The sequence below is a fragment of the Acetobacter syzygii genome (assembly GCF_000964225.1).
Taxonomy (GTDB): Bacteria; Pseudomonadota; Alphaproteobacteria; order Acetobacterales; family Acetobacteraceae; genus Acetobacter; species Acetobacter syzygii.
The window spans coordinates 152437-177606 of sequence record NZ_BAMZ01000014.1 but is presented as its reverse complement, the minus strand read 5'-3'; the positions used below and the strand labels follow the sequence as shown (position 1 = coordinate 177606).

General features: G+C 56.8%; 24 protein-coding genes. 10 read left to right on the top strand and 14 right to left on the bottom strand.

Features of this window, described 5'->3' with window-relative positions; all coding sequences use genetic code 11:
- Positions 1-80 precede the first annotated feature (80 nt).
- A complete protein-coding gene (locus tag Absy_RS06825; RefSeq protein ID WP_052945717.1) occupies positions 81-2000 on the top strand; it encodes an FUSC family protein in 1920 nt (639 codons plus the stop codon).
- Between the two features lie 87 nt (positions 2001-2087).
- Here the strand turns inward: Absy_RS06825 and Absy_RS06820 are convergent, their stop codons facing one another.
- The 4 genes from Absy_RS06820 to Absy_RS06805 form a co-directional block, all read right to left on the bottom strand.
- The gene (locus tag Absy_RS06820) at positions 2088-3119 is read right to left on the bottom strand and encodes an isocitrate/isopropylmalate dehydrogenase family protein (protein WP_048853976.1); all 1032 of its coding nucleotides are present in this window, start codon (positions 3117-3119) and stop codon (positions 2088-2090) included.
- Between the two features lie 98 nt (positions 3120-3217).
- Positions 3218-4999 (bottom strand): aminopeptidase P family protein, encoded by a 1782-nt coding sequence (locus Absy_RS06815; RefSeq protein WP_084596961.1) that lies wholly within the window; start codon positions 4997-4999, stop codon positions 3218-3220.
- An 88-nt stretch (positions 5000-5087) separates the two neighbouring features.
- The gene (locus Absy_RS06810; RefSeq protein WP_048853974.1) at positions 5088-6002 is read right to left on the bottom strand and encodes a 50S ribosomal protein L11 methyltransferase; all 915 of its coding nucleotides are present in this window, start codon (positions 6000-6002) and stop codon (positions 5088-5090) included.
- The gene (locus tag Absy_RS06805; protein WP_048853973.1) at positions 6002-8227 is read right to left on the bottom strand and encodes an ATP-dependent helicase; all 2226 of its coding nucleotides are present in this window, start codon (positions 8225-8227) and stop codon (positions 6002-6004) included. Before Absy_RS06805 ends, Absy_RS06810 begins: the two co-directional genes overlap by 1 nt.
- Positions 8228-8272: 45 nt before the next feature.
- Here Absy_RS06805 and Absy_RS06800 point away from each other — a divergent pair, with 45 nt between their 5' ends.
- Both Absy_RS06800 and Absy_RS06795 read left to right on the top strand, forming a co-directional pair.
- A complete protein-coding gene (locus Absy_RS06800) occupies positions 8273-9025 on the top strand; it encodes a UPF0758 domain-containing protein (protein ID WP_146802505.1) in 753 nt (250 codons plus the stop codon).
- The gene (locus Absy_RS06795) at positions 9019-9750 is read left to right on the top strand and encodes a JAB domain-containing protein (RefSeq protein WP_052945716.1); all 732 of its coding nucleotides are present in this window, start codon (positions 9019-9021) and stop codon (positions 9748-9750) included. Before Absy_RS06800 ends, Absy_RS06795 begins: the two co-directional genes overlap by 7 nt.
- 34 nt (positions 9751-9784) lie before the next feature.
- Here the strand turns inward: Absy_RS06795 and Absy_RS06790 are convergent, their stop codons facing one another.
- The 3 genes from Absy_RS06790 to Absy_RS06780 all read right to left on the bottom strand — a co-directional run bounded on the left by Absy_RS06790 (position 9785) and on the right by Absy_RS06780 (position 11756).
- A complete protein-coding gene (locus Absy_RS06790; protein WP_048853971.1) occupies positions 9785-10957 on the bottom strand; it encodes a 5-(carboxyamino)imidazole ribonucleotide synthase in 1173 nt (390 codons plus the stop codon).
- On the bottom strand, positions 10954-11427 hold the full coding sequence (gene purE, locus Absy_RS06785; RefSeq protein ID WP_371263677.1) for a 5-(carboxyamino)imidazole ribonucleotide mutase: 474 nt from the start codon (positions 11425-11427) through the stop codon (positions 10954-10956). The genes Absy_RS06790 and purE overlap by 4 nt, the downstream gene beginning before the upstream one ends.
- Before the next feature lie 122 nt (positions 11428-11549).
- Complete coding sequence (locus tag Absy_RS06780) at positions 11550-11756, bottom strand: YdcH family protein (protein ID WP_048853970.1); 207 nt, start codon at positions 11754-11756, stop codon at positions 11550-11552.
- A 231-nt stretch (positions 11757-11987) separates the two neighbouring features.
- Between Absy_RS06780 and Absy_RS06775 the strand changes: the two genes are divergently transcribed.
- A complete protein-coding gene (locus Absy_RS06775; RefSeq protein ID WP_084596975.1) occupies positions 11988-12152 on the top strand; it encodes a YdcH family protein in 165 nt (54 codons plus the stop codon).
- A gap of 60 nt (positions 12153-12212) precedes the next feature.
- Here Absy_RS06775 and Absy_RS06770 read toward each other — a convergent pair whose 3' ends face one another.
- The 3 genes from Absy_RS06770 to rpmE all read right to left on the bottom strand — a co-directional run bounded on the left by Absy_RS06770 (position 12213) and on the right by rpmE (position 13937).
- Entirely contained in the window at positions 12213-12803 is a 591-nt protein-coding gene (locus Absy_RS06770; protein ID WP_048853969.1) for a DUF1013 domain-containing protein, read from the bottom strand.
- A 205-nt stretch (positions 12804-13008) separates the two neighbouring features.
- Positions 13009-13530 carry an Hsp20 family protein gene (locus tag Absy_RS06765; protein WP_048854015.1) on the bottom strand — a complete coding sequence of 174 codons (522 nt, stop codon included), beginning with the start codon at positions 13528-13530 and terminating at the stop codon, positions 13009-13011.
- A 176-nt stretch (positions 13531-13706) separates the two neighbouring features.
- The gene (gene rpmE / locus Absy_RS06760) at positions 13707-13937 is read right to left on the bottom strand and encodes a 50S ribosomal protein L31 (RefSeq protein ID WP_048854014.1); all 231 of its coding nucleotides are present in this window, start codon (positions 13935-13937) and stop codon (positions 13707-13709) included.
- Positions 13938-14239: 302 nt separating this feature from the next.
- On the opposite strand from rpmE, the gene mscL reads away from it, so the two are divergent.
- Entirely contained in the window at positions 14240-14731 is a 492-nt protein-coding gene (gene mscL, locus Absy_RS06755) for a large-conductance mechanosensitive channel protein MscL (RefSeq protein WP_048853968.1), read from the top strand.
- Between the two features lie 75 nt (positions 14732-14806).
- The gene (locus Absy_RS06750) at positions 14807-15205 is read left to right on the top strand and encodes a hypothetical protein (protein WP_143221437.1); all 399 of its coding nucleotides are present in this window, start codon (positions 14807-14809) and stop codon (positions 15203-15205) included.
- Positions 15206-15269: 64 nt separating this feature from the next.
- Here Absy_RS06750 and secF read toward each other — a convergent pair whose 3' ends face one another.
- Both secF and secD read right to left on the bottom strand, forming a co-directional pair.
- Positions 15270-16211 carry a protein translocase subunit SecF gene (gene secF / locus Absy_RS06745; protein ID WP_048853967.1) on the bottom strand — a complete coding sequence of 314 codons (942 nt, stop codon included), beginning with the start codon at positions 16209-16211 and terminating at the stop codon, positions 15270-15272.
- Between the two features lie 18 nt (positions 16212-16229).
- Positions 16230-17795, bottom strand: coding sequence for a protein translocase subunit SecD (secD, locus tag Absy_RS06740; RefSeq protein WP_173957243.1), 1566 nt, complete (start codon positions 17793-17795; stop codon positions 16230-16232).
- A 252-nt stretch (positions 17796-18047) separates the two neighbouring features.
- Between secD and Absy_RS06735 the strand changes: the two genes are divergently transcribed.
- From Absy_RS06735 to Absy_RS06725, 3 genes are all read left to right on the top strand, one after another.
- A complete protein-coding gene (locus tag Absy_RS06735; protein ID WP_048853965.1) occupies positions 18048-19028 on the top strand; it encodes a Gfo/Idh/MocA family protein in 981 nt (326 codons plus the stop codon).
- 203 nt (positions 19029-19231) lie between these two features.
- Complete coding sequence (locus Absy_RS06730) at positions 19232-21175, top strand: ribonucleoside-diphosphate reductase subunit alpha (protein ID WP_048853964.1); 1944 nt, start codon at positions 19232-19234, stop codon at positions 21173-21175.
- An 81-nt stretch (positions 21176-21256) separates the two neighbouring features.
- Positions 21257-22273: a ribonucleotide-diphosphate reductase subunit beta gene (locus Absy_RS06725; protein WP_048854012.1), complete on the top strand. Its 1017-nt coding sequence runs from the start codon at positions 21257-21259 to the stop codon at positions 22271-22273.
- Positions 22274-22299: 26 nt separating this feature from the next.
- Here Absy_RS06725 and Absy_RS06720 read toward each other — a convergent pair whose 3' ends face one another.
- Positions 22300-23055 carry a tRNA1(Val) (adenine(37)-N6)-methyltransferase gene (locus tag Absy_RS06720; RefSeq protein WP_048853963.1) on the bottom strand — a complete coding sequence of 252 codons (756 nt, stop codon included), beginning with the start codon at positions 23053-23055 and terminating at the stop codon, positions 22300-22302.
- A gap of 101 nt (positions 23056-23156) precedes the next feature.
- Between Absy_RS06720 and Absy_RS06715 the strand changes: the two genes are divergently transcribed.
- Positions 23157-24227 carry a polyprenyl synthetase family protein gene (locus tag Absy_RS06715; RefSeq protein ID WP_048853962.1) on the top strand — a complete coding sequence of 357 codons (1071 nt, stop codon included), beginning with the start codon at positions 23157-23159 and terminating at the stop codon, positions 24225-24227.
- A gap of 79 nt (positions 24228-24306) precedes the next feature.
- Here the strand turns inward: Absy_RS06715 and Absy_RS06710 are convergent, their stop codons facing one another.
- Positions 24307-25170, bottom strand: a complete 864-nt coding sequence (locus tag Absy_RS06710; protein ID WP_048853961.1) for a glutamate racemase — start codon at positions 25168-25170, stop codon at positions 24307-24309.

The window sequence follows — 25170 nt, the reverse complement described above, 5'->3', positions numbered from 1 at the left end:
GTGATCAGAACAAACGCTTGGACTTATTCTGGACAGTTTAACATATCGTGCTGCTCGTGTTTGGCAGAACAAGGTATGGCATGAGCAATACGGACCCCAATGCCGGTATGCCCGAAGTCCATCGGTGGGGGAGCGCCCAGCTTGCCGCGGCATGGCATACGCTGACTGCTGAGTGGGCGCGCAAGCTTGCGTGGCTTGTAGCCCCATCCTGGGGGGATGTGGCTTTTGCCGTTCGTTCGGCGTTTGCTGCCGGGTTGTCCCTTGTTATTGCCATGGCCATGGAGCTGGACAGTCCCCAGTGGGCACCCCTGACCGTATGGGTGGTGGCGCAGTCCTCGCGGGGGGAGAGCCTGTCCAAGGCACGGTGGCGTATTGCAGGCACAGTGCTGGGCTGCTGTGTTGCTGTTGGGCTGATTGCCGCTTTTCCCCAAAGTCCTGCCCTGTTCTTTGCCATATTGGCGGGGTGGATTGGACTGTGTTGCGGTATGGCAACCTTTTTGGAAGGTTATAAAGCCTATGGGTTGGTGCTGACCGGCTTTACCTCTGCCATTGTTGCGACCGGTGCCATTATGCAGCCCGATCAGGTGTTTGATATTGCCATGTCACGCGGCACGTACATTGTGCTGGGGGTCGTGTGCGAGGCGCTTCTGGCGCTGCTCTTCATGCCCGGGTTGCAGGCGCGCGCACGCCTAAGGCTGAAGGCCCGACTGGAAGATGCACAGCAACTGGTGCGCAAACGGGTGGATTGTCTGGTAGAGGGCCACCCCACAACCGAGCTGGACCAAAGCCCACTGCTGACCGAGCTGACAACGGCAGGAAGTCGCATTGAATATGATGCGTTGGAAGCCGGGGGGTATGGCCATATGGCAGACCATGCCCGTGCAGCGCTGGCAGGGTTACTGGTTATGCTGGCGCGTGCGGAGGGGTTGGCTACCCTTAAATTGCTACCAGCAGACAAGGTGCCATCTTCCATCCGTAAAGATGAATGGTCCATTAACCAGCATATTACCGCATGTTTGACCCACAGGCGTGGGGATCATTTTCGGTTTCGCACCCGTTCACGCAGGCATACGCTTGAAGCCGTGGAAAACGGGGTCAGGGCCTGTGCAGGTATTCTGGTGGGCTGGTTGTTATGGGAAGTTACGGCATGGCCTGCGGGACCAACATTTATGTCCCTGCTGGCATTGGTTTATGGTCTGCTGGCCACGCGGGAAAATCCGGTTGTGGCCTCTGCCCCATTTTTTCGGGGGGCCGTGTGGTGTGTGCTGGTGGCAGGGGTGTATGTTGCATTGGTCCTGCCTGCGTTGAACACGCCCGAACTGCTGGTTCTGCTTCTGATGGTGCCTATGGTCATTGGCGGGTTGGCGGCACGTCATCCGGCAACGGCAGGCTATGCTTTTTCTTTCAACATGTTTCTGCCCGTGCTGATGGGCCCTGACAATCAGGGGCGTTATGACGAAATTTCGTTCCTGAATACCGCTCTGGCATTTTTGGGGGCGGTACTGGTCGCAGGCTGGACGTACCGGACTGTTCTGCCTTTTCGGCTGGACTCGCATATGCTGCGTACTGCGCAGTGGAGCAGCAGACAGTTGCAGGCTCTGGCTTCTCCCAACAGTCGGGTATCGGTTTACCAGTGGTTATCGGGGAATGCGGAAAGTCTGGTGCGTATTGTGCGCAATGCGCAGGCTATTCCGGCCAAAGAACGCAATGCTTTTGCGCGGCAGCAGTTCTCGGGTATGGTGAGTGGGATGCACGTTGTGCTCCTGCGCGAACTGGCACAGGCCCCCACAACGCCCCATTCCATACAACAGGCCCTTCGCGCGTTTTTGCGACACTGGGAATATGATGACGGTCTGATGGTCACCCGGCAGGCAGCGCTAACTGCACGCTGGCTGGCACGCCAGATTGAACGCATGCCCCCGGATCAGCGGGAAATATTTGACCATGCTCTGGTCAGTCTCAGGCTGCTGGCCTGCGCACAGCCAGTGGAACTGCCATAAAAAAAGGGGAATGCCAAAGCATTCCCCTTTTTTACAAATCCTGTTCTGGCAGCAGGCAATGCCAGAGGCAGAACAGAGACCCGAGTATTAGGACAGAGCCTGCTTGAGAGCTGCAGTCAGTTCCTTGGATGTGGTGTTGCCACCCAGATCCTTGGTGCGGACGCCACCATCGGTAATGACTTTTTTGATTGCGGCATCAATCCGGTCAGCTTTTTTATCGTGGCCAACGTGGCGCAGCATCATAACTGCTGCCAGCAGCAGAGCCAGCGGGTTGGCAATGCCTTTGCCGGCAATGTCGGGAGCGGAGCCATGCACGGCTTCGAACACGGCAGCTTTTTCGCCAATGTTTGCGCCGGGTGCCATGCCCAGACCACCCACCAGACCAGCGGTCAGGTCGGACAGGATATCACCGAACAGGTTGGTGGTGACCACCACATCAAACTGCCACGGGTTAATGACGAGCTGCATGGCGCAGGCGTCCACAATCCGTTCGTTAAATGCGATGCGGCCTTTGTATTCTTCCGCAACCTTACGACCTTCTTCCAGGAACAGGCCGGTCAGCAGTTTAAGAATGTTGGCTTTATGCACGATTGTAACCGTCTTGCGGTTATTTTTTACGGCATATTCAAAGGCGTATTTAACAATCCGGCGGCATTCCGCGCGGGAGGTAAAACCAGAGCTCAGAGCAATACCCTTGGGGTCTTCACCCACGGGAATATAATGCTCCATGGCGGCATAGTAGCCTTCCAGGTTTTCACGGAAGAGAACAAGGTCAATGTCGTCAAACCGGCCACCGGGCACAATGGTCTTGGTGGGGCGCAGGTTGGCAAACAGACCAAATTCCTGCCGGAGCGTAACGTTGATGGACTTGAAGCCACCCCCAACAGGTGTGGTCAGCGGGCCTTTCAGGGCAAGGCCCGTACGGCGGATGCTCTCAATGGTCTGCTTGGGCAGAGGGTCATTAACCGCATCTACACCAGCCATGCCGGCCAGCTGACGGTCCCATACAAATGGTGCCTCAACTGCGTCCAGAATTTCTGTAACCGATTCAACAATTTCAGGGCCAATGCCATCACCGGGAATAAGTGTGGCGGGAATGGTCTTGCTATGTGCTGTCATTCTGAGAAGCTCCCTTTCAACTTCGGTGCCTGTTCTGCGCTTCTTTGGTCTTTCAGGCGATTCCCATTTACGTGACCATTGGCGTGCATGGCTTGGTATCACGCCTTATTGAGGGGTGCACAGGCTGTTTGCAGCCATTTTTGTGCATCCGCCGGTAGGTGGGGGCCAACCCGGTGCAAGATTTCTGCATGGTAGCCATCCAGTAGGGCGGTATCTGCCTCTCCCAGAATGGCCGGGTCAATCAGCCGTCTGTCAAAGGGGGCAAGGGTCAGGGTTTCAAATTCCAGAAAAACCCGTGTGGAGTCTGCCTGCGGTGCAGGGCGGACCATAACAAGCGTTTCCAGCCGTATGCCGTATGCACCGGGTTGGTAAAAACCCGGTTCGTTGGACATAACCATCCCTGCTTGCAGGGCAATGGTGGATACGGCCTTGGAGATGCGGGCAGGTCCTTCATGCACAGATAAAAAGCTTCCCACGCCGTGGCCGGTGCCATGGTCAAAATCCAGTCCTGCCTGCCAAAGGTCGTACCGTGCCAGTGCGTCCAGCGCATGTCCCTTTGTGCCAGCGGGGAAGCGTGCGTGGCCAAGCCGCAGGTTCCCCTTCAGCACGCGGGTAAATGCCGCGCGCAATGCTGCGGGGGGAATATTGGGGCCGGTCCAGAGCGTGCGGGTGACATCGGTTGTGCCATCGGGGTACTGGCCTCCGCTGTCGATCAGGTACACCTCATCCGGGCTGATGGTGCGGTTGCTCTGCTCCGTTACGCGGTAGTGAATGACGGCCCCATTGGGGCCCGTACCCGATATGGCGGGGAAGGAGTCTTCCACATATCCCTCTGCCTCGCGCCGAAAAGCGGTGAGTCGTTCGGCTGCATCCAGCTCGGTTGTGGTTGTGGCGTGTGTATCCATCCAATGTAAAAAGCGGCAGAGTGCAACGCCATCGCGCAGGTGCGCGGCGCGCATTCCCTGCTGTTCCACCGGGTTTTTGCAGGCTTTGGGGAGCACGCAGGGGTCGGGTGTCTGGGCAACGGTTGCATTGTGCTGGCCCAGTGTTTGCATAAACCATACTGCGTTGCTGGCGGGGTCCACGCCAACGGTACGCCCCGATAGTGTGGCCAGAACTGTTTCCAGCGCATCTGGGGCATGTAAGCGAACATCTGCTCCAAGCCATGCGCGCACATCGGCTGGAATTTTGTCAGGCTGGATCATCAGATCAACGCTGGCGTCCGCATGAATAATGGCAAAGGCCAGCACAACAGGAGTGCACGGAATATCCGTCCCACGAATATTCAGCAGCCATGCAATGGAGGCAGAATCGCTTAGGACTGCGGCATCCTGCCCAAGGGTACGCAAGTCATGGGCAATGCGGGTGCGCTTGCTGGCAGCACTTTCGCCCGCATGGCATAGGGGATGGATAAAGGCTGGACCGCCTGGCAGGGCAGGGCGGTCTGCCCATATGGCATCGACCAGATTATGCGGTGTGGGGGAAAGGGAAAACCCTGTTTGTTGCAGATAGGGGGAGAGTTCTGCCTGACTCATAATACGTGGGTCATAACCGATGGTGGCACCGGGAGCGGCATTGTTCCCCAACCATGTGGCGGGGGGTATTTGCCCGCCATGCACACGGTCCCAGCATGTGGCATCCACCTGCTGGTCCATTTGCGTAATGTAGCGCCCATCGGAAAAAACCGCAGCTTTATCAGCCAGTATAATGGCAGTGCCAGCACTGCCGGTAAAACCGCTTATCCATGCCAGTCGTTCTGCGCAGGCGGGGGTGTATTCCCCCAGAAATTCATCGCCATGCGGAACAATCAATCCATCCAGCCCGTTTTGGAGTAAAAGGGCACGCAGGGCGGTCAGTCGGGTCATGGATGAGGAAGCCAAGGCGCTACTCCGCATTAATCAGAGGAAAAAAGCAGGCACGGTTAAGGTGATCAACAGGAACCGGCCTGCATAAGACGCTAGCAGAAGATCAGGCTGTTAAAGACCGCGCAGGACGGCGCAGAATAAGGGTGGCCCAGTCCCCTTCGGTCAAAACCTGTTCAAGCACCAACCCCTGCCTGCGATGGGCGGCCAGTACCATGCGTACTTGTGTTTGCAGCAGACCTGCCAGAATAACCGTACCACCGGGGGCAAGGGCCTGAGCCAGATCCTTGGCCATAAGGCAGAGCGGGCGTGCCAGAATATTGGCAAAAACCAGATCATACGGAGCATTTTTGCGAATAGCGGGCGTTTGCCAGCCATTGCCCAATCGGCAGGTTAATGCGCGGTTGAGCCGGTTACGCCGTGCGTTCTGGGCGGATACGCGCACGGACCAGGGTTCAATATCCACCGCCAGTACTTTCTGGTGCAGCAGGGCTGCTGCAGCCATGGCCAGAATACCGGTGCCACAACCAAGGTCCAGAATGCGGCGCGGATGGCGGTGGGCTATGCGCTCCAATGCCCGCAGGCACCCACGGGTGGAGCCGTGCTCGCCCGAACCAAAGGCAACGCCAGCATCGAGTGTCAGTACAATACGGGTGGCCTCTGCCGCATCTGGCAGGTGGGTGCCGCGGACCACAAAGCGTTTGCCAACCTGCTGCTCGGGAAAAGCCTCGTACGTGCGGGCAAGCCAGCCTTCTGCCTCTGTTGCAGCGCGCTCAAGCGGAGCAGAGACACCACTGGTCAGTTCTGCCAGCATGAGTGCCAGCGCCAGTTCCTCTTCCTGGTGGCCGGTATCTTTTACGCCTTCGACCCGCCATAGGGTGCCTTCGGGGTTGGCCTCAAAAATGCCAACCGTTGTGCAAACGCTGCCAATGGCGTTTTCGTATGGTTCAACTGCGGCTTCGGGCACAGTAACGGAAATGGTTTCCAGGCTGGTTGCGTGGCGGCGGGTAGGAGGAGCCATTATAATTTCTCAATAAAGGAGGAAAGAAGTCGTTTTGTTCCCGCGTCTTCAAACGCGATTTCCAGATGGTTGCGGTCTGCCGCAATAACGATGCCCACGCCAAAGCGGGGATGGCGCACCTGCTCGCCAAGTTGAAAGCTGGGTTCGGCCTCTGCCTGCCGTTTGCGCCGTGCAACAACGGGCCCGTTGTTAAACAGGCTTTCCTCTGCAAACAGGCCGCGGCGGGCTGCTCCGCCTTCGTTTTTGCGGGCAATATGTTCCTCTGGTAGCTCGTCCAGAAAACGGCTGGGCATGGATGGCTGCCAGTTGGCATAAATGCGGCGGCTTCCGGCATGGAAGATCATGGCCTGCTTGCGTGCGCGGGTAATACCCACGTAGGCCAGACGGCGTTCCTCCTCCAGCCCTTTAAGCCCGCCTTCATCCAGCGTCCGCTGGGAGGGAAAGACCCCTTCCTCCCAGCCGGGCAGGAAGACAGTGTCAAACTCCAGCCCTTTTGCGCCGTGGAGTGTCATAATCGACAGTTTGGCGTCCTGTGCTTTTTCATCGGTCTCCATCACAAGGGAGACATGCTCCAAAAACTCGCCCAGCGTGCCAAAGTCAGCCAGAGCGCGTACAAGCTCTTTCAGGTTTTCCAATCGTCCGGGTGCTTCTGGCGAGCGGTCAAGACGCCACATCTCAAGGTACCCACTCTCTTCGAGCAGATGTTCAACCGCCAGTACATGGCCCTCGCGGCTCAGAAGATCACGCGTGGTGTCCAGAGCGTTGATGAGGGTGCGCAGCTGGTCGGCCATTTTACCTTTGAGCTGGCCCGTATTCAGCATGGTCTGGGTGGCAACGCTTACTGGCGTGTTGGCAAAACGTGCGGCCTCGCGCAGTTTTTGCAGGCTGGCGGGGCCAACGCCACGCTTGGGCACATTGATAATCCGCTCAAACGCCAGATCATCCGCAGGTTGGCTGACAACGCGCATATAAGCCAGCGCATCGCGTATTTCCGCACGTTCATAAAAACGAACGCCGCCAACAATGCGGTAGGGCAGTCCGGTTTGCACCAGTCGCTCTTCAAATGCACGGGTCTGGAAGCCAGCGCGGACCAGAATGGCCATTTCCGCTAGAGATTGCCCATTGCGGTATAACCGTTCGGCTATGTCGCACACGCTCCGGGCTTCCGCATCTGAATCCCATACACTGGTGACCAGCACTTTTTCCCCATCCGAGGGGTCATCACGACCGGAGCGCAGGGTTTTGCCCAGTCTTTCCCCATTATGGGCGATCAGCCCTGCGGCAGCACCCAGAATATGGCGGGTTGAGCGATAATTGCGTTCCAGACGGACAATCTGCGCACCGGGAAAATCTTTTTCAAACCTGAGAATATTTTCCACTTCCGCGCCACGCCATGAGTAGATGGACTGGTCATCATCCCCCACGCAGCAGATATTGGCGGTACCATTTGCCTGCTTGGCCAGCAGGCGCAGCCACAGATACTGCACGGTGTTTGTATCTTGGTATTCATCAACCAGAATGTAACGGAAAAAGCGATGGTACTGCGCCAGCACATCTGGCCGGGTGCGCAGGATTTCGGTCACATGCAGCATAAGGTCGCCAAAGTCGCAGGCGTTCAGTTGCAGCAGCCGGGCCTGATAAGCCTCGTAAATGGCACGGGCATGACCGTTGGCAAAATCCGTATCTTCCGCCGGGGTGACCCGCGCGGGCGTAAGCCCCCGGTCTTTCCAGCGTTGGATAACGCCCAGCAGGCCGGGTGCGGGCCAGCGTTTGGTATCGATCTGCCACGGCTCCATAATCTGTTTGAGCAGGCGGAGCTGGTCGTCCGTATCCAGAATGGTAAAATTCTGGCTTAGTCCCGCATACTCCGCATGGCGGCGCAACATGCGGGCGCATAAAGCGTGGAACGTACCAAGCCACAGACCTTCCGCCGGACTGCCCAGAAGCTGGGCAACACGTTCACGCATTTCCCGCGCAGCCTTGTTGGTAAAGGTCACTGCCAGAATCTGCCACGGCTTTGCACGCTCGGTAAGCAGAATATGGGCAAAGCGTGTGGTTAACACACGTGTTTTGCCCGTACCCGCGCCAGCCAGAACAAGCAGTGGGCCATCGGTTGTTTCGATGGCGGCCCGTTGCTCAGGGTTCAGGCGCGCAAGGTAGGAGGTACCGCTTTGAGGAGCAGCAGGAAAATGCGGAGGAGAAGGGGGCTCGAATGTTGTCACCATTCTCTTATATAGTGATGTCCGCCTTAGGCCAATCGGAGCAATAGGATGGCAAAAGCAAAGATGCCGCCAGATGACCCATCTGCTACGCCAGCAGCGGGTGGGGTGGCTCCAGCGTTTACATCCACCGGACCAGCAGGGCACCGCAAACGTATGCGCCAGAGAGTGCTGACCCATGGCGCGGCAGGGCTTGCGGACTACGAACTGCTGGAAATGCTCCTGTTTTACGGCATTCCCCGGCGGGACACTAAACCTCTGGCTAAAAGCCTGATCAATCAGTTCGGGTCTTTTGCCGCCGTATTCGAGTCTCCAGTGGAGCAGATGCGCGCAGCAGGAATGCCATCCACCACAGCGACCTTGTGTGCCCATGTGCCGGTTGTGGCGAACTGTCTGGTGCAGGGGAGCAGTGCGAACCGCCCTTATTTGGGCGACTGGGACAGTCTTGTAAGGTATTGCAGCACGGTTTTGCAAAGGGCTGAAGGGGTGCAGTCCTATATGCTTTTTCTGGACAGCCGCAATAGCTTGCTGGTGGCTGAACCATTCATATGGCCAGAAGAGGCACAGATTGAGCAGATGACAGCCCGTCTTTTGCAACGCGCGCTGGAAGTGCAGGCCTGTGCGCTGGTCACGGTTTGTCTGGCAGAGCAGGAGCAGGATCTGCCAGACCTGTTACAGGGCTGTTTGCCCTTTATTTCAGCCGTGCGCAAAGCAGCACCATTGCTGGCCATCACTTTGCATGATCATCTGATTATTGGTCAGGGAAAATGGCTGAGCGCACGCCAGAAGGCTGGGGAATGGTAAGTAAATCTTCCACCCCATCCGTGCGGCACGGAATGGCCGATGGTTCCGTCTTTTTCGCTCATGCGCGGGACGGAATGGCACGCGCCATGCCATTGCTGGCACCAGAGCCGCGTGTAGCGGAGGAGCAGCACTGTCTGGCTACCCTGCTAGCCATAGCCCGTTGTAGCCCAGCGGAGGTCAGGGCATTAGCTGCGACCTTACTGGCTGAATACGGCACATTGGCCGCAGTATTGCGCGCAGCAGAACAGCAGGAAGGCAGCATACGCACCCAACCCGAGGCTGTGCGTGTTCTTCTGGTTGTGGTGCGCGAGAGCGCGTTCCGCTGGCAAAGGGCAAGGCTGGGGCAGGGGAATATTTTACGCCAGCGCCCTGCCTTGAATGCATATTTGCTGGCTCTGCTCGCGCGCGAAAAAACGGAACAGATGCGCGTTCTGTTTTTGGATGCAGCACTCAGACTGATGGCAGATGAAGTGCTGGGCCGCGGCACGGTGGACCACGCCCCCGTTTACCCGCGTGAGATTGTGCGGCGTGCGCTGGCGTTAGGGGCACGCAGTTTTGTGCTGGTGCATAACCACCCTAGTGGAGATGCCACCCCCTCGACCGAAGATCTGTATATGACGCAGCAGATTATTGCCGCCGCCCAGATTGTGGGGGTTCAGGTTGCAGACCACCTGATTGTAGGAAAAACGCAGGTCCTGAGCATGAAGGAGGGCGGTTTGCTCTAAATCCGCCCCCTCCATGTTGCAGGGGATGTCCCTGTTAGTCTTGGTCCGTGGCAGGAGGAGCCGCGCATTTGGTGGCCAGTGGCCCAAGGGCTGCCTGTATGCCCCATTCTCCCGGCAAAGACCCGTAGGGGAACAGAATATTCACATGCCCCATCTTGCGGCCCGGACGGGCTTCTTTTTTGCCGTATAAATGCGGGATCTGGCCGGGATTGGCCAGAATGGCAGGCCACAGAGCCATATCTTCCGGTCCGACCAGATTTTTCATAACCGCATCGGAGTGGCGCTGCGCCGGAGGGAGGGGGAGACCTGCAACCGCACGGATGTGCATGTCAAACTGGTCCTGCGCGCAGGCATCCATGGTCCAGTGCCCGGAATTATGGGGGCGCGGTGCGACCTCGTTCACCATTAGCGAACCATCCCGCACCAAGAACATTTCCACCCCCATAATACCCACCAGATCAAACTTTTCGGCAATAAGGGCTGCCAGTCTGCCTGCTTCGTGGGCTGTTACATCTGCAATGGGGGCCGGGGCCAGAGTCAGGTCCAGAATGCCGTGCCAGTGGTGGTTCAGAACCGTGTCAAAGCAGCGGGTGGTGCCATCGGTTCCTCGGACCACCATAACGCTTAATTCGCAGGCAAAATCGACCATGCCTTCGGCAACCAGCGGGTGGGGAGCCAGCTCTTCAAACGCGGCATCCAGTTCTGCTTCGGTATAAACGCGGCGCTGGCCCTTGCCATCATACCCGTTGCGGGTCGTTTTGAGGATAAGGGGCAGACCGAGCTTTTGTGCAGCTTCATGGAGTGTGGTTCGGTCGGTGACCGCACACCACGGCGCGAGAGGCACTCCGCTAGAGGCCAGAAAGGTTTTTTCGGCCAGCCGGTCCTGACTGATGCGCAGAATATGACCAGAGGGCCGCACAGGGCAATATTTGCTTAGCCGGTCAAGTGCGTCGGCACTGATGTTCTCAAACTCAAAAGTAACAACATCGACCGCTTTGGCAAAAGCATCCAGTGCCGCCGGGTCATCATAGGCGCCAAGGGTTACGCTACTGCTGACCTGTGCGGCGGGACCATGGGCATCCTGTGTGAGAATATGGGTTTTAAAGCCCAGCCGGGAGGCTGCAACGGCAGACATGCGGCCAAGCTGCCCGCCGCCAACAATGCCAATAACGGCATTGGGGGGCAGGGCTGCGTGTGTGTGGGTCATTCGCTTTCTGTCACAGGGGTATCGGCAACGGATGCGGTCTGTACTGCACGCCATGCTTCCAGCCTTGCGGCCAGTTCTGGGTTTTGCAGGGCCAGAATGGAAGCGGCCAGCAAGGCAGCATTTTTGGCACCGGCCGAACCAATGGCGAGGGTGCCAACCGGTACACCACCGGGCATCTGCACAATAGAGAGCAGGCTATCCATGCCTTTAAGAGCGCGGGATTCCACAGGCACACCCAAAACAGGCAGGCGGGTCCATGCCGCACACATGCCGGGCAGATGCGCAGCCCCTCCAGCCCCGGCAATAATAACAGATAATCCCCGCTCTGCTGCGGTACGGGCGTATTCCGCCAGTCGGTCCGGTGTACGGTGGGCCGAGACTATGCGGGTTTCATGCGGGATTTCCAGCTCATTCAGAATGGCGTCAGCGTGGCGCATGGTCTCCCAGTCTGACTGGCTTCCCATGATAATGCCAACCTTGGGAGCCGTTGCGGCTGCCTTGTTGTCTGCTGAGTGGGCGGGGGTGGTCTGGGTGGCTGAGGTGTTCACAGGGGTAGGGTATCCGGTCTTGCTGGTCTGGTCCTGTTGTAAAGTCAGGCAATATTGTCAGGTATCAGCTGGCTTTCAAGGCGTGTTATGCGGTCTTTGAGCAGTAATTTACGTTTTTTAAGCCGCTGGAGATACAACTGGTCGATAAAGGCTGTGTCGCTGGTCATGCGGTTGATGACCGTATCCAGATCGCGATGCTCGCTTCGCAGTTCAAGAAGTTGCCCCAGTAGTGACTCGCGGTCTTGCATCATGGTGCCGTTTTCTCCCTGTGTGCATCTGACTCGTGCATTCAATCGGATACTCTAGTTGTCGCATTTATGCGGCGGTTTACCAACCATGGATTGCAGAAGCCGTTTGCGCAAACAGGGAAAAGTTCCATGTGTGCAGCGCATATCGTTATGCGTTGGAATATGAAATTAACATGAAATTTTTGGCCGCCTGTACGTTAGCGTAAAGGAGTCACTAACCGAATGGAGGCAGCCATGGCGCGCCTAGCAAGGATAGAGAGTCTTAAACACCGCCATTCCCACATTGACCAGAAAATTGCCTCCGAAGGGGGGCGCCCCAGACCGGATGAACGTGTTCTGATGTGCCTGAAGCTGCAAAAGCTCAGGATCAAGGAAGAAATCGAGCGGCTGGCGAGCTAAAAACGCAAAACACCTCTCCCTGCTGTATGCCAAGCAACAGCAGGGAGAGGTGCTGAGATTTTATTCAGCAGAAAAATCAAGATCGCCAGCATCCAGTGCTGGTACGGGAATTTCCGCCCCTTCCCGTTCAAGCCGGGCATTGGCATCGGCGACTGCGGCGTTCAGGTCTGTCTGGCTGCACAGGCCAACGGTCACCGGATCTCGCGGTTTAATGTTGGGTGTATTCCAGTGTTGTTTGTCACGCACCTTGGCAATGGTGTCTTTTGTTGTGCCCAGCAGCTTAACAATCTGCTGTTCGCTCAACTGCGGATAGTTGCGCAGCAGAAAGGCAATGCCATCGGGGCGGTCGTGGCGTTTGGCAACAGGCGTGTAGCGTGCTCCCTTGGAGCGGCGGCGCACGGGGTTGTTGGTTGCCAGAATTTTAAGCCGGGCGTTGGGCGATGCCTCACAACGGCGGATTTCTTCAAGGGCAAGCTGGTGGTTGGCAACCGGATCGTAGCCAACAATGCCCTGTGCGACCTCACCATCGGCAATGGCCTGCACTTCCAGCGGGTGCATCCCGCAGAAAGCGGCGATCTGTTCAAAGCTGAGCGCGGTCTTTTCGATCAGCCACACAGCGGTTGCTTTTGGCATCAAGGGTAAGGTCGTCATTTGGCTTCTATCCTGTCGTCGGGCGGCGCTCACGCAGGCACCGGTAAAGTTGACGGCCTGGAACCTCTTCCGAAGCCTGCGTGCCTGCCGACGCGCATCTATGCCCCCGATATGGAGGGAGCAGCCCGTTCAGGTCAAGCCGCAAATATACAACAAAAGGGGGTGGAACGCCTGTTCCACCCCCTTTTGGGTTCATGGCGAGGGTTCAGGCCGCTGTTGGCACAGCCTCCTCCAGCGATGCAGCAGTGCCTGAAGCGGTGCTGGTGGCAACTGCTGGTGTGCGGTTTTGCGGGGTCTGTGGAGCCGGTTGGCCAGCATTGACGGGAATACGCCGTGGCTTAAGGGCTTCGGGCATAATCTGGCGCACACTAATGCGGAGTAGCCCGTTGTTCATGTCCGCCCCGGTGACTTCTACATGGTCAGCCAAGGCAAACCGGCGCTCAAACGCACGGCGGGCAATGCCCCGGTGCAGTATTTCGCCTTCGTCCTGCGGTGTGTTGACCCGACCAGAGACAACAAGCGTGCCATCCTGCACCACCAGTTCAATATCATCCGGTCCAAACCCCGCCACGGCCATGGTGAGCGCGTAGCTGTCGTTCCCGGTTTTGGCGATGTCATAAGGTGGGTAGCTTGGTGTGCCCGTATTGCGGGCTGCTGTGTCCATAACCTGCGCCAGTCGGTCAAAACCAATGGCGGTACGGAACAGTGGTGCAAAATCATAAGTCATGTTGGAACCTCCTCGTTCAGCAAGGTCCTGCCTATCCAGCCAGCCCCATAAGGCAGCCGCTGTGGCAGTCTGTCCGGTTGCCTCCTGCTGGAGCGTCAACCCTGTTCCAAACGTGGAAAGCCCCGCCTCCTTTTTCAAGAGGGCGGGGCCTGAAGCATACACGGAGACTGAAAAAATCAGCCCTTCGTGCGGGCGCCAATACCAGCAAAGCGCTTGTTGAACTTTGCAACCTGGCCCCCGGTATCCATAATACGCTGAACGCCGGTCCACGCTGGATGGGACTTGGTGTCAATGTCCAGACGGATGGTGTCGCCAGCTTTGCCGTAGCAGGAGCGGGTGGTGTATTCCGTGCCGTCGGTCATGATGACGGTGATTTCGTGGTATTCGGGGTGAATGCCGGGCTTCATGGGGCAGGTCTTTCTTTTCAGCAAACAAAGGCCCGATACCGACCGGGCCGAATTGCCGTGCATATAACGGTATGTGCGGGCAGGATCAACCGTTGATTCCGTTCTGCCTACCTGCATGATGTGCAATTTTGACGCTCAGCCTGAAAGAGATGTGTGAGATATTTTGAGCGAACAAAGGCTTAATACGGCCCTGCACGGAAAAGATTTTTAAACATCTCAACAATAAGGCTTGAGAAACAGCCAGTCAGCCAGATACAGAACAGTATCTTTGCATATTTCCCTCTTAAACAGGATAAGTGTTCATGGCTGATCTTAAAACCGATCTTAAGGCGCATGTTCGCGCACCCAGCTGGGTTGGCGAGTTCCGGGCCTTTATTATGCGTGGCAACGTGGTCGATCTGGCCGTTGGTGTGGTCATTGGTGCCGCGTTTACGGGTATTGTTAACAGTCTGGTCAAAGATGTGTTCAACCCGGTTATTGGTCTGCTTGTGGGCGGAATTGATTTTTCCAACCTGTTTGTCACGCTTAAAGGCCCGCATGAGGCAACGCTGGAAGCCGCACAAAAAGCTGGTGCTGTCACCCTTAACCTCGGCTTGTTCGTGAACGCGGTTATTCAGTTCCTGATTGTTGCCATGGCTATTTTCTGGATGGTCAAAGCCTTGACCCGCCTGCATGTGCGCGAAGAAGCCAAGCCTGCCGCACCTCCGGCTCCGACCACAACAGAAGTTCTGCTGACAGAAATCCGTGATGAACTGGCAGCACGCAACAAGGAACAGACCCCTACACAAGGGTAAAACAGAGCCACAGATTTTGCTTCAATGGGGCAGGCTGTGTTTTCGGCTGGCGGAATATGGGATAGGTTCTTGAAAATGAAGCGTCCCATACTCCGCTTTTTTTATAAAGCCCCCGCTGTTGCGGCAGTCCTTGCCACCGTTAGCATGGCGGGCTGTCAGAGCGTACCTTACCAGCTCAAAGTCGAACAAACCCCCAGCACCCTGCTGTATAGCTATGCCATTGCCAATGGTATGGCGCGTGGGCAGCTTATGAATGGCGGCATGACCCTGCCGCAGATTGTGCAGATTTTAACTGCTGATCGTAGCGCATTGAGTGCCATTCTGGTTTTCCGGGATCATCCGGGGGCGGAAACCTTCCGGTTTGCAGGGCAGAAGGTGGAAGACTTTTTGTTTGTGATTGATCATCCCATATCCAACACGATGAGTGTTGTGGTGGCCCCCGGCGGTCAGCCTGTTCCCTTTATTCCGCGTTAAGGCATAAAAAAACGGAGCAGCCAGACTGCTCCGTTGTGGTTGAAACCAGAGCTTCCCCCCCTGTTCAGGAGGCGGATGTCTTGGTGTTTTTGGCACCGCGCTTCAACCGGCCTTCCCCCATGAAGAGTAGGAGAGGGGCTGCAATAAAGATGGAGGAGGAGGTACCCACAACAATGCCGAACAGCATGGTCCATGCAAAACCGGATAATGTGGCCCCCCCCCACAGGGCAAGCGGCAGGGATGCCAGAAAAACGGTGGAGGACGTGCCAAGCGTGCGGTTGAGCGTCTCGTTGATCGAAAGGTTAATCAGGTCAATGAGCGGCATGGTGCGGTACTTACGCAGGTTTTCGCGCACCCGGTCATAAACCACCACCTTGTCGTTGGTGGAGTAGCCCAGAATGGTCAGAATGGCAGCAACCATGACCAGATCAAACTCAAAGCCGGTCAGAACCAGAAAGCCCACGGTTTTGGTCAGATCAAGCACAAGCGTGATGACCGCACTTAAGGCGAACTCCCATTCGAACCGGAACCAGATGTAACCCAGAATCATGGCAAGGCTCAGCCCAAGGGCCAGCATCCCGTTGCGGAACAGCTCGGAGGAGACGGAAGCCCCCACGGCGTCTGCCCGCAAAATGGTGGTGCCGGGCAGGGCTTCGGCCACTGTGTGGCGCACGTTGTCCACCACGGCCTGCGTGTCATGTTCCGAGTCTGTGTCCAGCCGGATCAGAACATCATTGGCCCCGCCAAAGGATTGGAAGGAGGCATGTTGCACGCCATGCTGGGCGAGTGCTGCGCGGAGTTTGGCAAAGTCCGCCGGGCCTGTGGTCTGGGCTTCCACAACAATCCCGCCCTTGAAGTCCAGCCCCAGAGTAAGCCCGGGGTGGAAGAACAGAATAATGGATGCGAGCGAAAGCACAGCGGAGACAATCAACCCCATGAAGCGCCCGCTCATGAAGTTGATGTGCGTATCCTTGCGGACAAAACGCAGAAGAGGACGTCCGAACATAAGTAGCGCCTCGTTTCTTCAAACCGGCAGGCTGGTTGGGCGCGTACGCGCATACCAGCGGGCCATGAGCATGCGGGAGAGCAGCAGGGTGGTGAACAGTGTGGTCACAATGCCAATGGTAATGGTGAGCGCAAACCCACGGACCGGACCTGTGCCAAAAACAAACAGCATAACGTGGGCCAGCAGGGCCGTGGCGTTACTGTCGATAATGGTGGAGGTGGCTTTTTCAAAACCTGTCTGCATGGCTGCCAGCGGGGTGCGCCCACGGGCAATCTCTTCACGGATGCGTTCGTTAATCAGGATGTTGGCGTCCACTGCCATGCCCAGTGTAAGCAACATGCCCGCCATACCCGGCAAGGTCAGTGTGGCTTCAAAGAGCGAGAGAATGGCCACCATCAGCACCAAATTGGCCAGCAGGGCAAAGTCCGCATACCAGCCAAAACGGCCATAAAACAGAACCATAAAGGCGACGACCATAATAAAGCCGACGGCCAGACTGATGATCCCTGCGCGAATGGAATCTGCCCCCAGCGAAGGCCCAATGGAGCGTTGTTCAATAACACTCAGGGGGGCGGGTAATGCGCCTGCACGGAGCATAAGGGCCAGATCAGTCGCTTTCTGGGCATCAAAGCCGCCGGTAATCTGGCCATTACCACCTGTAATGGGGCTCATAATCACAGGCGCTTCGATAATCTTGTTATCCAGCACAATGGCGAATCGCTTGCCCACGTTGGCCTGCGTTACAGCTGCAAAGGCATGGGTGCCAGTCGAATCGAAGGAAAAGCTGACAGCCCATTTACCGCTCTGCTGGTCAATAACAGCGCCTGCGTTGGTCAGGTCAGAGCCGTCCACATCCACATGGTCAAACACGGGCAGGGGGCCGCCCTCTGCCGGGTTGGCCATCTGGAGGAGGCTAACACCCTGCGGCGGATAGGTTGCGTGCAGCGGGTTGGCATCCACCAGATGGAAGCTCATTTTGGCGGTGGTGCCCAAAAGGGCCTTAATCCGGTCCGGGTCGCTTATGCCGGGTAGTTCCACCACAATGCGGTCATCGCCCTGCCGGGTAATTTCGGGGTCCACGGCTCCTGTGCCGTCAATACGGCGGCGCACGATCTCAATGGACTGGGTTACCGCTTCACGCGCACGGGTGCGGATGGATTCGGGAGCCAGCACAAGGGCAATGCTGCCATCTTCGCGCCTGCTAACACTGAATTCATTGGGCACTGCGCGAGGCAGCGCGTTCAGTGCGGCTACGTCTGCATCGGCTTCAGAGGCGGAGCGGGGCATAAAGCTGATCACGCCCTTCTGGGCATCGACCGTAATGTTCTGGTAGCCAAGATGCGCGTTAAGCAGCGCATCCCGCGTGTTTTCCGAGAGGGTTTGCAACCTGTCGTGTGTCAGGCTTTGCAGATCAACCTGCATGAGCAGGTAGGAACCGCCCCGCAGATCCAGTCCCAGATGGATCTGTCGCCATGGTATGGAAGGGAGCGGCTTGCGCATGCCGTTGGGCAGGCACAGCAGCAGGCCTAACAGGCATACGCCCAGTACCGAGGCCAGTTTGAGGCGGCTGTAATACATTCTCACCTGATCGCTTGCAGTTTTGCTGCCCGGAACATGCCGTTCAACCCCAATAGATGCAACCCGTTCGCGTGCTTATGGGTGGAATGCTTTGCGTTTTCGTTCTTTTTGCGTGGCTCATGCGCATCACATCACGGCAAAGAGGGGCAGCATGGCAGATGCCTGAGGGGTGGGTGGAGGGCGTGTTTGCATTCGCGGGCGGGCCTGCTACGGCTGGAGGGGAATAAAAACTGGCCAGACAGGCAAGGGCAGGAACAGATGAGCACAACGCTGCGTGTAGGGGTTATCGGGGCTGGGCATTTTGGGCGTTACCATGCGTTAAAAATACGGGACGTACCGGGCGAGACCCTTTCCGGTGTGTTTGACCCCGACATGGCGCGTGCCCAACTGGTTGCGCGCGAGGCGGGGTGCTCCGTTGTGGCGGATGTGGAAACCCTTCTGGCGCAGTCCGATGCCGTGGTGGTGGCAGCCCCTGCCGAATTCCATTTTGATCTTGCCGTGCAGGCGTTGCGTGCCGGGCGGCATGTGCTGGTGGAAAAACCAGTTGCCGCAACGCTGGAGCAGGCGGACATGCTGGTTACTCTAGCGCAGCAAAGTGGTCTGGTGTGCCAGGTCGGGCATTTGTTGCGCTATTCCGCCGAGCATGATGCCATTACCCAGCGGATTACCCGACCGCTTTATATAGAGGCCACGCGCATAGCGCCGTACAAGCCGCGTGGTACGGATGTGTCAGTCATTCTGGATCTTATGATCCATGATCTGGATCTGGTTCTGGCCATTGTGGATAGCCCGATAGCGCAGGTGGATGCGCTTGGTGCTGCGGTCAGTTCCGCGCATGAAGATATTGCCAATGCCCGCGTACGGTTTGAGAACGGGTGTGTCGCCAGCATTACAGCGAGCCGCATATCGCTCAAAACCGAGCGGCGGATGCGCCTTTTCTCCGAAGAGGGCTATCTGTCGGCAGATTTTGTTAAGCGGGAGCTTAGTATGATCGGGCGTGAGCGTGGTCTGCCACTCCCAGGAACCGGCGGCTTCCGGCGCGAGAGCATAAGCTGGAAAGAGCATGATTCGCTGTTTGCGGAGCATCAGGCTTTTGTGGCTTCCTGCGTGCATGGTGCCCCCGTAGTGGTGGATGCCGTGGCCGGGCGGCGCGCACTGGCGGCAGCACTGGCTGTGGCGGAGGGAATCACCACATCGCGCCGCCTGATGGAGCAGTCCGGACTGATCGGAGGGAGCTAAAAAATTTAACCAGCAAGGAAGCAGGAGAGAACAGCCATTTTTTTGAAGGCAAGTTTTAATTGCCTGCTGGATGCAAAATTTTCGCTGGATATGCCCCCCATATCTAGATATGGGGGACAAAGAGTGGCGTTAACCCGATATGTGGTGTGCCCTCACATGGGCTTATTCCCATAATCGTTTGCAAAAACCGGAGAGTTAAAACCATGAGTCTGATTGACGTGCATGAGAATGACGTTCGTCGTTCCCATTCAGGAGCATCAGGCTCGGTGGAGGAGCCTGATCTGTTCGGTGCTGAGCAGATGCAGGATATGGTGCAGCTTCCGGGGCACCATCAGGTCCGTGTGGACCGCTCGCGCGATGCTCTGCTGACCCCCTTTGGCAAGGCTACTCTGGATAACCGCTACCTGCTGCCAGATGAAAGTTATCAGGACCTGTTCGGGCGTGTGGCCTCCTATTATGGAGCAGATGCCGCCCATGCGCAGCGGATTTACGATTATATCAGCCGCCATTGGTTCATGCCCGCAACGCCGGTGCTGTCCAACGGTGGCACTACCCGTGGGCTGCCTATTTCATGCTTTCTGAATGAAGCCAGCGATAGCCTTAAAGGCATTGTCGATCTGTGGAACGAGAATGTGTGGCTGGCCAGCAAAGGCGGGGGCATTGGTTCCTACTGGGGCAACCTGCGCTCCATTGGCGAGAATGTAGGCCGCAACGGTAAAACATCCGGTGTTATTCCGTTCATCCGCGTGATGGACAGCCTGACACTCGCAATTTCCCAAGGGTCATTGCGCCGGGGGTCTGCTGCGGTTTACCTGCCTGTCTGGCACCCTGAAATTGAAGAGTTCATAGAAATCCGCCGCCCAACGGGGGGAGACCCCAACCGTAAGGCGCTGAACCTCCACCACGGTATTCTGGTGTCCGATGCGTTCATGCGTGCGGTAGAAGCGGATGATGAATGGGCACTGCTTTCTCCCAAGGATAGCTCGGTTATCCGCAAAATTTCTGCTCGTGGGTTGTGGATCCGTATTCTCACAGCCCGTATGGAGCAGGGCGAGCCTTACATTGTCTATTCCGACCATGTGAACAACGCCCGCCCCGAACATCACAAGCTGGCCGGGTTGGAAGTCAAAACCTCCAACCTGTGTTCGGAAATTACCCTGCCAACCGGCATAGACCACCACGGCAAGGCGCGGACAGCCGTTTGCTGCCTGTCCTCCCTTAATCTGGAAACATGGGACGAATGGTCTGATAATCCTCAGTTTATTGAGGATGTTATGCTTTTCCTCGATAACGTGCTGCAGGACTTTATTGACCGTGCTCCAGAGGATATGGAGCGGGCCAAATACGCCGCCATGCGCGAACGTTCCGTGGGATTGGGGGTTATGGGCTTCCACTCGTTCCTGCAAGCCAAGAACGTGCCGTTTGAAAGCGTGATTGCCAAAGTCTGGAATCGCAAAATTTTCAAACATATTCGCGAGCAGGCTGATGCCGCCTCCCGCCATCTGGCAGAGCTGCGTGGCCCCTGCCCGGATGCCGAGGAATATGGCATACAGGAGCGGTTTTCCAACAAAATGGCTATTGCGCCCACGGCGTCCATTTCCATTATTGCAGGGAACGCCAGCCCCGGTATTGAGCCGATTGCAGCCAATGTGTTCTTGCAGAAAACCCTGTCTGGTTCCTTTACGGTGCGTAACCGCCACCTGTTGAAGCTGCTGGTGGAAAAAGGGCAGGACACACCAGAGGTATGGTCTTCCATTACCACCAGTAAAGGGAGCGTCCAGCATCTGGACTTTTTGACCCAGCAGGAAAAAGACGTGTTTAAAACCGCGTTTGAGCTGGATCAGCGCTGGATTGTCGAACACGCTGCTGACCGCCAGCCCTATATCTGTCAGGCGCAGTCGGTTAATCTGTTCCTGCCAGCAGATGTGCATAAGCGCGACCTGCACCAGATCCACTTCCAGGCATGGAAGAAGGGACTGAAGTCTCTTTATTACTGCCGCAGCCTGTCCATCCAGCGGGCGGATACGGTGAGCAACGTGCTGAGTAAGTCCGAAGTGCTTGGGGCTGGAGTTGCCGAGCAGGCCGCAGCGGACCATGCCGCCGGTGGTAATACAAACAATTATGATGAGTGCCTGGCCTGCCAGTAACGGCAGGTCAGCCATCAATTCTTTTTTCCAGATGTAATGGCGTGGCGGTTTCCCCCGGTGGTGCCGCCCGAGGGAGGCACAATGAGCGAGCATAAGACCGGACAGGAGCCGCAGGAACAACGGTTTGACCTGCTTACAGCCAACCCGGTGTACAAGCCGTTTCGGTACCCATGGGCGTATGATGCGTGGCTAACGCAGCAGCGCGTACACTGGCTGCCCGAAGAAGTGCCTCTGGCGGATGATGTTAAAGACTGGCACCGGGTGCTCAATGAGGGCGAACGCCACCTTGTAACCCAGATTTTCCGCTTCTTCACCCAGTCGGATGTGGAGGTCAACAACTGCTACATGAAGCACTACAGCCGGGTATTTAAGCCGACTGAAGTGTTGATGATGCTCTCGGCCTTTTCCAACATCGAGACCATTCATATTGCGGCCTACAGCTATCTGCTGGATACGCTGGGTATGCCCGAGGAAGAATATTCTGCATTCCTTAAGTACAAGGAAATGAAGGATAAATACGATTACATGCAGTCCTTTACCGTGGACAGTAAGCATGAAATCGCCAAAACTCTGGCAGCCTTTGGGGCCTTTACCGAAGGGCTACAGCTTTTTGCGTCCTTTGCCATTCTGTTGAACTTCCCGCGCTTTAACAAGCTTAAGGGTATGGGGCAGATTGTGTCCTGGTCTGTGCGGGACGAGACCTTGCACTGCCTGTCCATCATTCGTCTGTTCCGCGTGTTCATTCAGGAAAACCCGCATATCTGGACCGAAAAACTGCGGAATGAACTGACCGATATCTGCAAAACCATTGTTGAACACGAGGAAGCCTTTATTGATCTCGCGTTTGAAATGGGGCCGGTGGAAGGTCTGGATGCGGCTCAGGTTAAAACCTACATCCACTTTATTGCAGACCGCCGCCTGACCCAGCTTGGGCTGGACCCGGTTTACAATACGACCACCAATCCGTTGCCCTGGCTGGACGATATGCTTAACGCTGTTGAACATGCCAACTTCTTTGAAAACCGTTCGACCGAATACAGCCGGGCTTCCACCATGGGAACATGGGAAGAAGCTTTTGAAAGCTCTGTTTTCGCGTAATAATGAACTGAGTGAGCGCGGTGTTTTTACAGGCCGGGTAATGCTGTTCCGTTTTCCAGCACATCCCGTGCCTGTGGCGTAAAAGCACCGTCAGCCTCGTGCAGAACAAGCCCGGACAGTACGCGTGCAGGGCTTTTTACGCCAAGGCGTGCCTGTACCAGCAGAATGCGTGCCTCACGGTTTACCTTGGGCCAAAAGGGGTAAAGGGTAATCCCTCCAAAACCATTGGTAACCAGCTCCGCTATGGCCCGGTCCGTCAGGGCGGTGGGGAGTGCAAGTGTGAGGCTGCCTTTGTGGCGCAGAATGTTGGCTGCCCCTTTGATCCATAAAGGCAGGGTGTGCATACCCATCCTGCGTGCAAGGTCGCGGCGTGGTTCGGGGGAGGCCGTACCTGTGGTGGCGTGCCACGGAGGGTTGGTCATGCAGTGGTCAAAGCGCATGGCCTCGGGCACACCTTCGGGAAAAGATGCCGCAAGCACAGTGGCTTGGTCTTTTTTGTTGGAAAGCAGATTACACTGGGCCAGTTCGGCTGTTGCGGAGTCTTTCTCTATTCCGGTTCCAAACAGATCGGGTACCCGGTGCATCAGGCATAACAGCCCTGCGCCAGCTCCACAGCCAACCTCCAGAACATGCTGTCCGTGGCGTGCGGGAACGGCTGCGGCCATAAGAATAGGCTCAAGCCCTGTACGGTAGCCTTGCTGGAACTGGCTGTAAGCTATACGTCCACGCAGGAGAGTCCCGTGCGAGGTGGCTGGAAGGTGGCTTGATGGTGCTGCGTGCATCGCTGTATCTGGCTGGCTTGAATTTGTTGGTGCTTGACCGTTTTTCAGGTGCCTCGCATATAAGAGAACGTCAACTCATCCCATGGCTGGGGGAATAGCATTTGGGTGTTGCAGTCAGTCTGTCGGAAAAAGACAGTGCCGCGAGCCAGGATGGATCTGGAGTTTCTGTGAGTAAACCAGGGGAAGCCGGCCTTAAGGCGCTGGCTGATTATCTCGCTGCGGATATGCAGGCATGTAATCAGGTCATTGTGGACCGCATGCAAAGTTCCGTAGCGCTTATTCCGCAGTTAGCTGCGCATCTTGTTGCCGCTGGCGGCAAGAGGCTGCGGCCACTGCTGACTCTCGCTTCCGCACGGTTGTGTGGTTACAACAATCAGGACGGGCGTATGCGGCATGTGGAAATTGCCGCCTGCGTTGAGTTCATTCATACAGCAACCCTGTTGCATGATGATGTTGTGGACGACAGCCAGCTCCGCCGCGGTCTGGCCAGTGCCAATGCCATTTTTGGCAACAAGGCCTCCGTTCTGGTCGGGGACTTTCTGTTTGCCCGCTCATTCCAGATATTAACGGCTGATGCGTCGCTGGATGTCATGGCGATTCTCTCCGCTGCGTCTGCCACACTGGCGGAAGGCGAGGTCATGCAAATGACCACGCAGAATGACCTTTCCACCTCTGTGGAACAGTATCTTCAGGTTATCTATGGCAAAACTGCGGCGCTGTTTGCTGCGGCCTGCGAATCCGGCGCGGTTATTGGCGACGTCACTCCCAGGGAGCGCGAAGCTCTGCGGGTGTATGGTGCCAATCTGGGCATGGCATTCCAGCTTGTGGATGATGCACTGGATTATTCTGCCGATCAGGCCATACTGGGTAAGGAAGTTGGCGACGACTTTAAGGAAGGCAAGGTTACCTTGCCCGTTCTGGCTGCTTACGAGGCCGGGAGCGAGGAGGACCGTGTATTCTGGCGGCGGGTGATTGAGGAATGCGACCAGCAGCCAGAAGATCTGGATGCAGCCTTGGCCCGTATTGCCCAGACAGATGCGATTGGGATCACTCTGCTCAAAGCCGAGGATTACGCGGCTCTGGCGCGTGAAGCCCTGCGTGACTTCCCTGAAAGTGATCTGAAGGCCCTGTTGCTGGAAACAGCCAGCTACTCCGCAAGCCGCGCCAGCTAGGCGCGTGTTGCAGCGTGCCTCTGGCAAGGTTGGTCGGGAGAATTCCCGATCCCTGTCAGGGGTAATGCTGTAATGTTTTTTAGGCTGGGCAGGCCCGTTGCGGTACTGCCTGCTCTTCCCACAGACTGATGCCCTGAAAGCCATAGGCAGGCAGATGTGCGGCTAGTGCTGCGGCATCTGCCGGGCAGGCTGTAAACCATGCCTGCTCAGGCCCACCCGCATTTGCCGTGCAGGGGGGAAGAGTTTGCAGGACCGTGCCACATTGGCGGGCAACAGCTTCGGCCGGGTCCAGCCATGTTATGGTGGATGGCGTTAGGTTGCGGAGAATATCCAGCACAAAAGTATAATGTGTGCAGCCAATGCCAATGGCATCCAGCCGTGCAGAATCGGGGTGCTTAAAAAGCCCTTCAATATCCGCATAAATGGCCTGATCAGGGACGAGGTAGCCCCTAAAAACCTGCTCCGCATAACTTGCAAGGCGTGGGGCTGCATGGGCAATCAGGGTGCAGTCTGGTGCATAGAGCGTTTGTAATTGCGTAAGGTAAGGGCGGCGGACGGTCGCGCTGGTGGCAAGGAGGCCAATAACCCCGGTTTTGGTCTGCCGTGCTGCCCATCGGATAGGGGGCACACAGCCAATAAATGGAATGGTGGGGCACGCCAGCCGCAGGGCATCCAGTGCAAGCGTGCTGGCCGTATTGCACGCAATAACCACCGCTTGCGGGCGTAGGCGTGTTATGGCCTGAGACACAAGGGAGATGATGCGTTCAATTAACATCGCATCTTCTTGCTCACCGTAAGGAAAGACGGCGGTGTCAGCCAGATAGTCAACCCGGATATGGGGGGAGAGCGCACGCATGGCCCGTACAATGCCAAGCCCACCAATGCCCGAGTCAAATGCAAGAACACGGTAGGGAGCAGATAGTACGGGGCCAGGCGTGTGCAC

Coding starts and splice junctions, on each gene's coding strand:
- Absy_RS06825 (WP_052945717.1), top strand. CDS start 81: ATGAGCAATACGGACCCCAATGCCGGTATGCCCGAAGTCCATCGGTGG.
- Absy_RS06820 (WP_048853976.1), bottom strand. CDS start 3,119: ATGACAGCACATAGCAAGACCATTCCCGCCACACTTATTCCCGGTGAT.
- Absy_RS06810 (WP_048853974.1), bottom strand. CDS start 6,002: ATGGCTCCTCCTACCCGCCGCCACGCAACCAGCCTGGAAACCATTTCC.
- Absy_RS06805 (WP_048853973.1), bottom strand. CDS start 8,227: ATGGTGACAACATTCGAGCCCCCTTCTCCTCCGCATTTTCCTGCTGCT.
- Absy_RS06800 (WP_146802505.1), top strand. CDS start 8,273: ATGGCAAAAGCAAAGATGCCGCCAGATGACCCATCTGCTACGCCAGCA.
- Absy_RS06795 (WP_052945716.1), top strand. CDS start 9,019: ATGGTAAGTAAATCTTCCACCCCATCCGTGCGGCACGGAATGGCCGAT.
- Absy_RS06790 (WP_048853971.1), bottom strand. CDS start 10,957: ATGACCCACACACACGCAGCCCTGCCCCCCAATGCCGTTATTGGCATT.
- Absy_RS06780 (WP_048853970.1), bottom strand. CDS start 11,756: ATGATGCAAGACCGCGAGTCACTACTGGGGCAACTTCTTGAACTGCGA.
- Absy_RS06775 (WP_084596975.1), top strand. CDS start 11,988: ATGGCGCGCCTAGCAAGGATAGAGAGTCTTAAACACCGCCATTCCCAC.
- Absy_RS06770 (WP_048853969.1), bottom strand. CDS start 12,803: ATGACGACCTTACCCTTGATGCCAAAAGCAACCGCTGTGTGGCTGATC.
- Absy_RS06765 (WP_048854015.1), bottom strand. CDS start 13,530: ATGACTTATGATTTTGCACCACTGTTCCGTACCGCCATTGGTTTTGAC.
- rpmE (WP_048854014.1), bottom strand. CDS start 13,937: ATGAAGCCCGGCATTCACCCCGAATACCACGAAATCACCGTCATCATG.
- mscL (WP_048853968.1), top strand. CDS start 14,240: ATGGCTGATCTTAAAACCGATCTTAAGGCGCATGTTCGCGCACCCAGC.
- Absy_RS06750 (WP_143221437.1), top strand. CDS start 14,807: ATGAAGCGTCCCATACTCCGCTTTTTTTATAAAGCCCCCGCTGTTGCG.
- secF (WP_048853967.1), bottom strand. CDS start 16,211: ATGTTCGGACGTCCTCTTCTGCGTTTTGTCCGCAAGGATACGCACATC.
- Absy_RS06735 (WP_048853965.1), top strand. CDS start 18,048: ATGAGCACAACGCTGCGTGTAGGGGTTATCGGGGCTGGGCATTTTGGG.
- Absy_RS06730 (WP_048853964.1), top strand. CDS start 19,232: ATGAGTCTGATTGACGTGCATGAGAATGACGTTCGTCGTTCCCATTCA.
- Absy_RS06725 (WP_048854012.1), top strand. CDS start 21,257: ATGAGCGAGCATAAGACCGGACAGGAGCCGCAGGAACAACGGTTTGAC.
- Absy_RS06720 (WP_048853963.1), bottom strand. CDS start 23,055: ATGCACGCAGCACCATCAAGCCACCTTCCAGCCACCTCGCACGGGACT.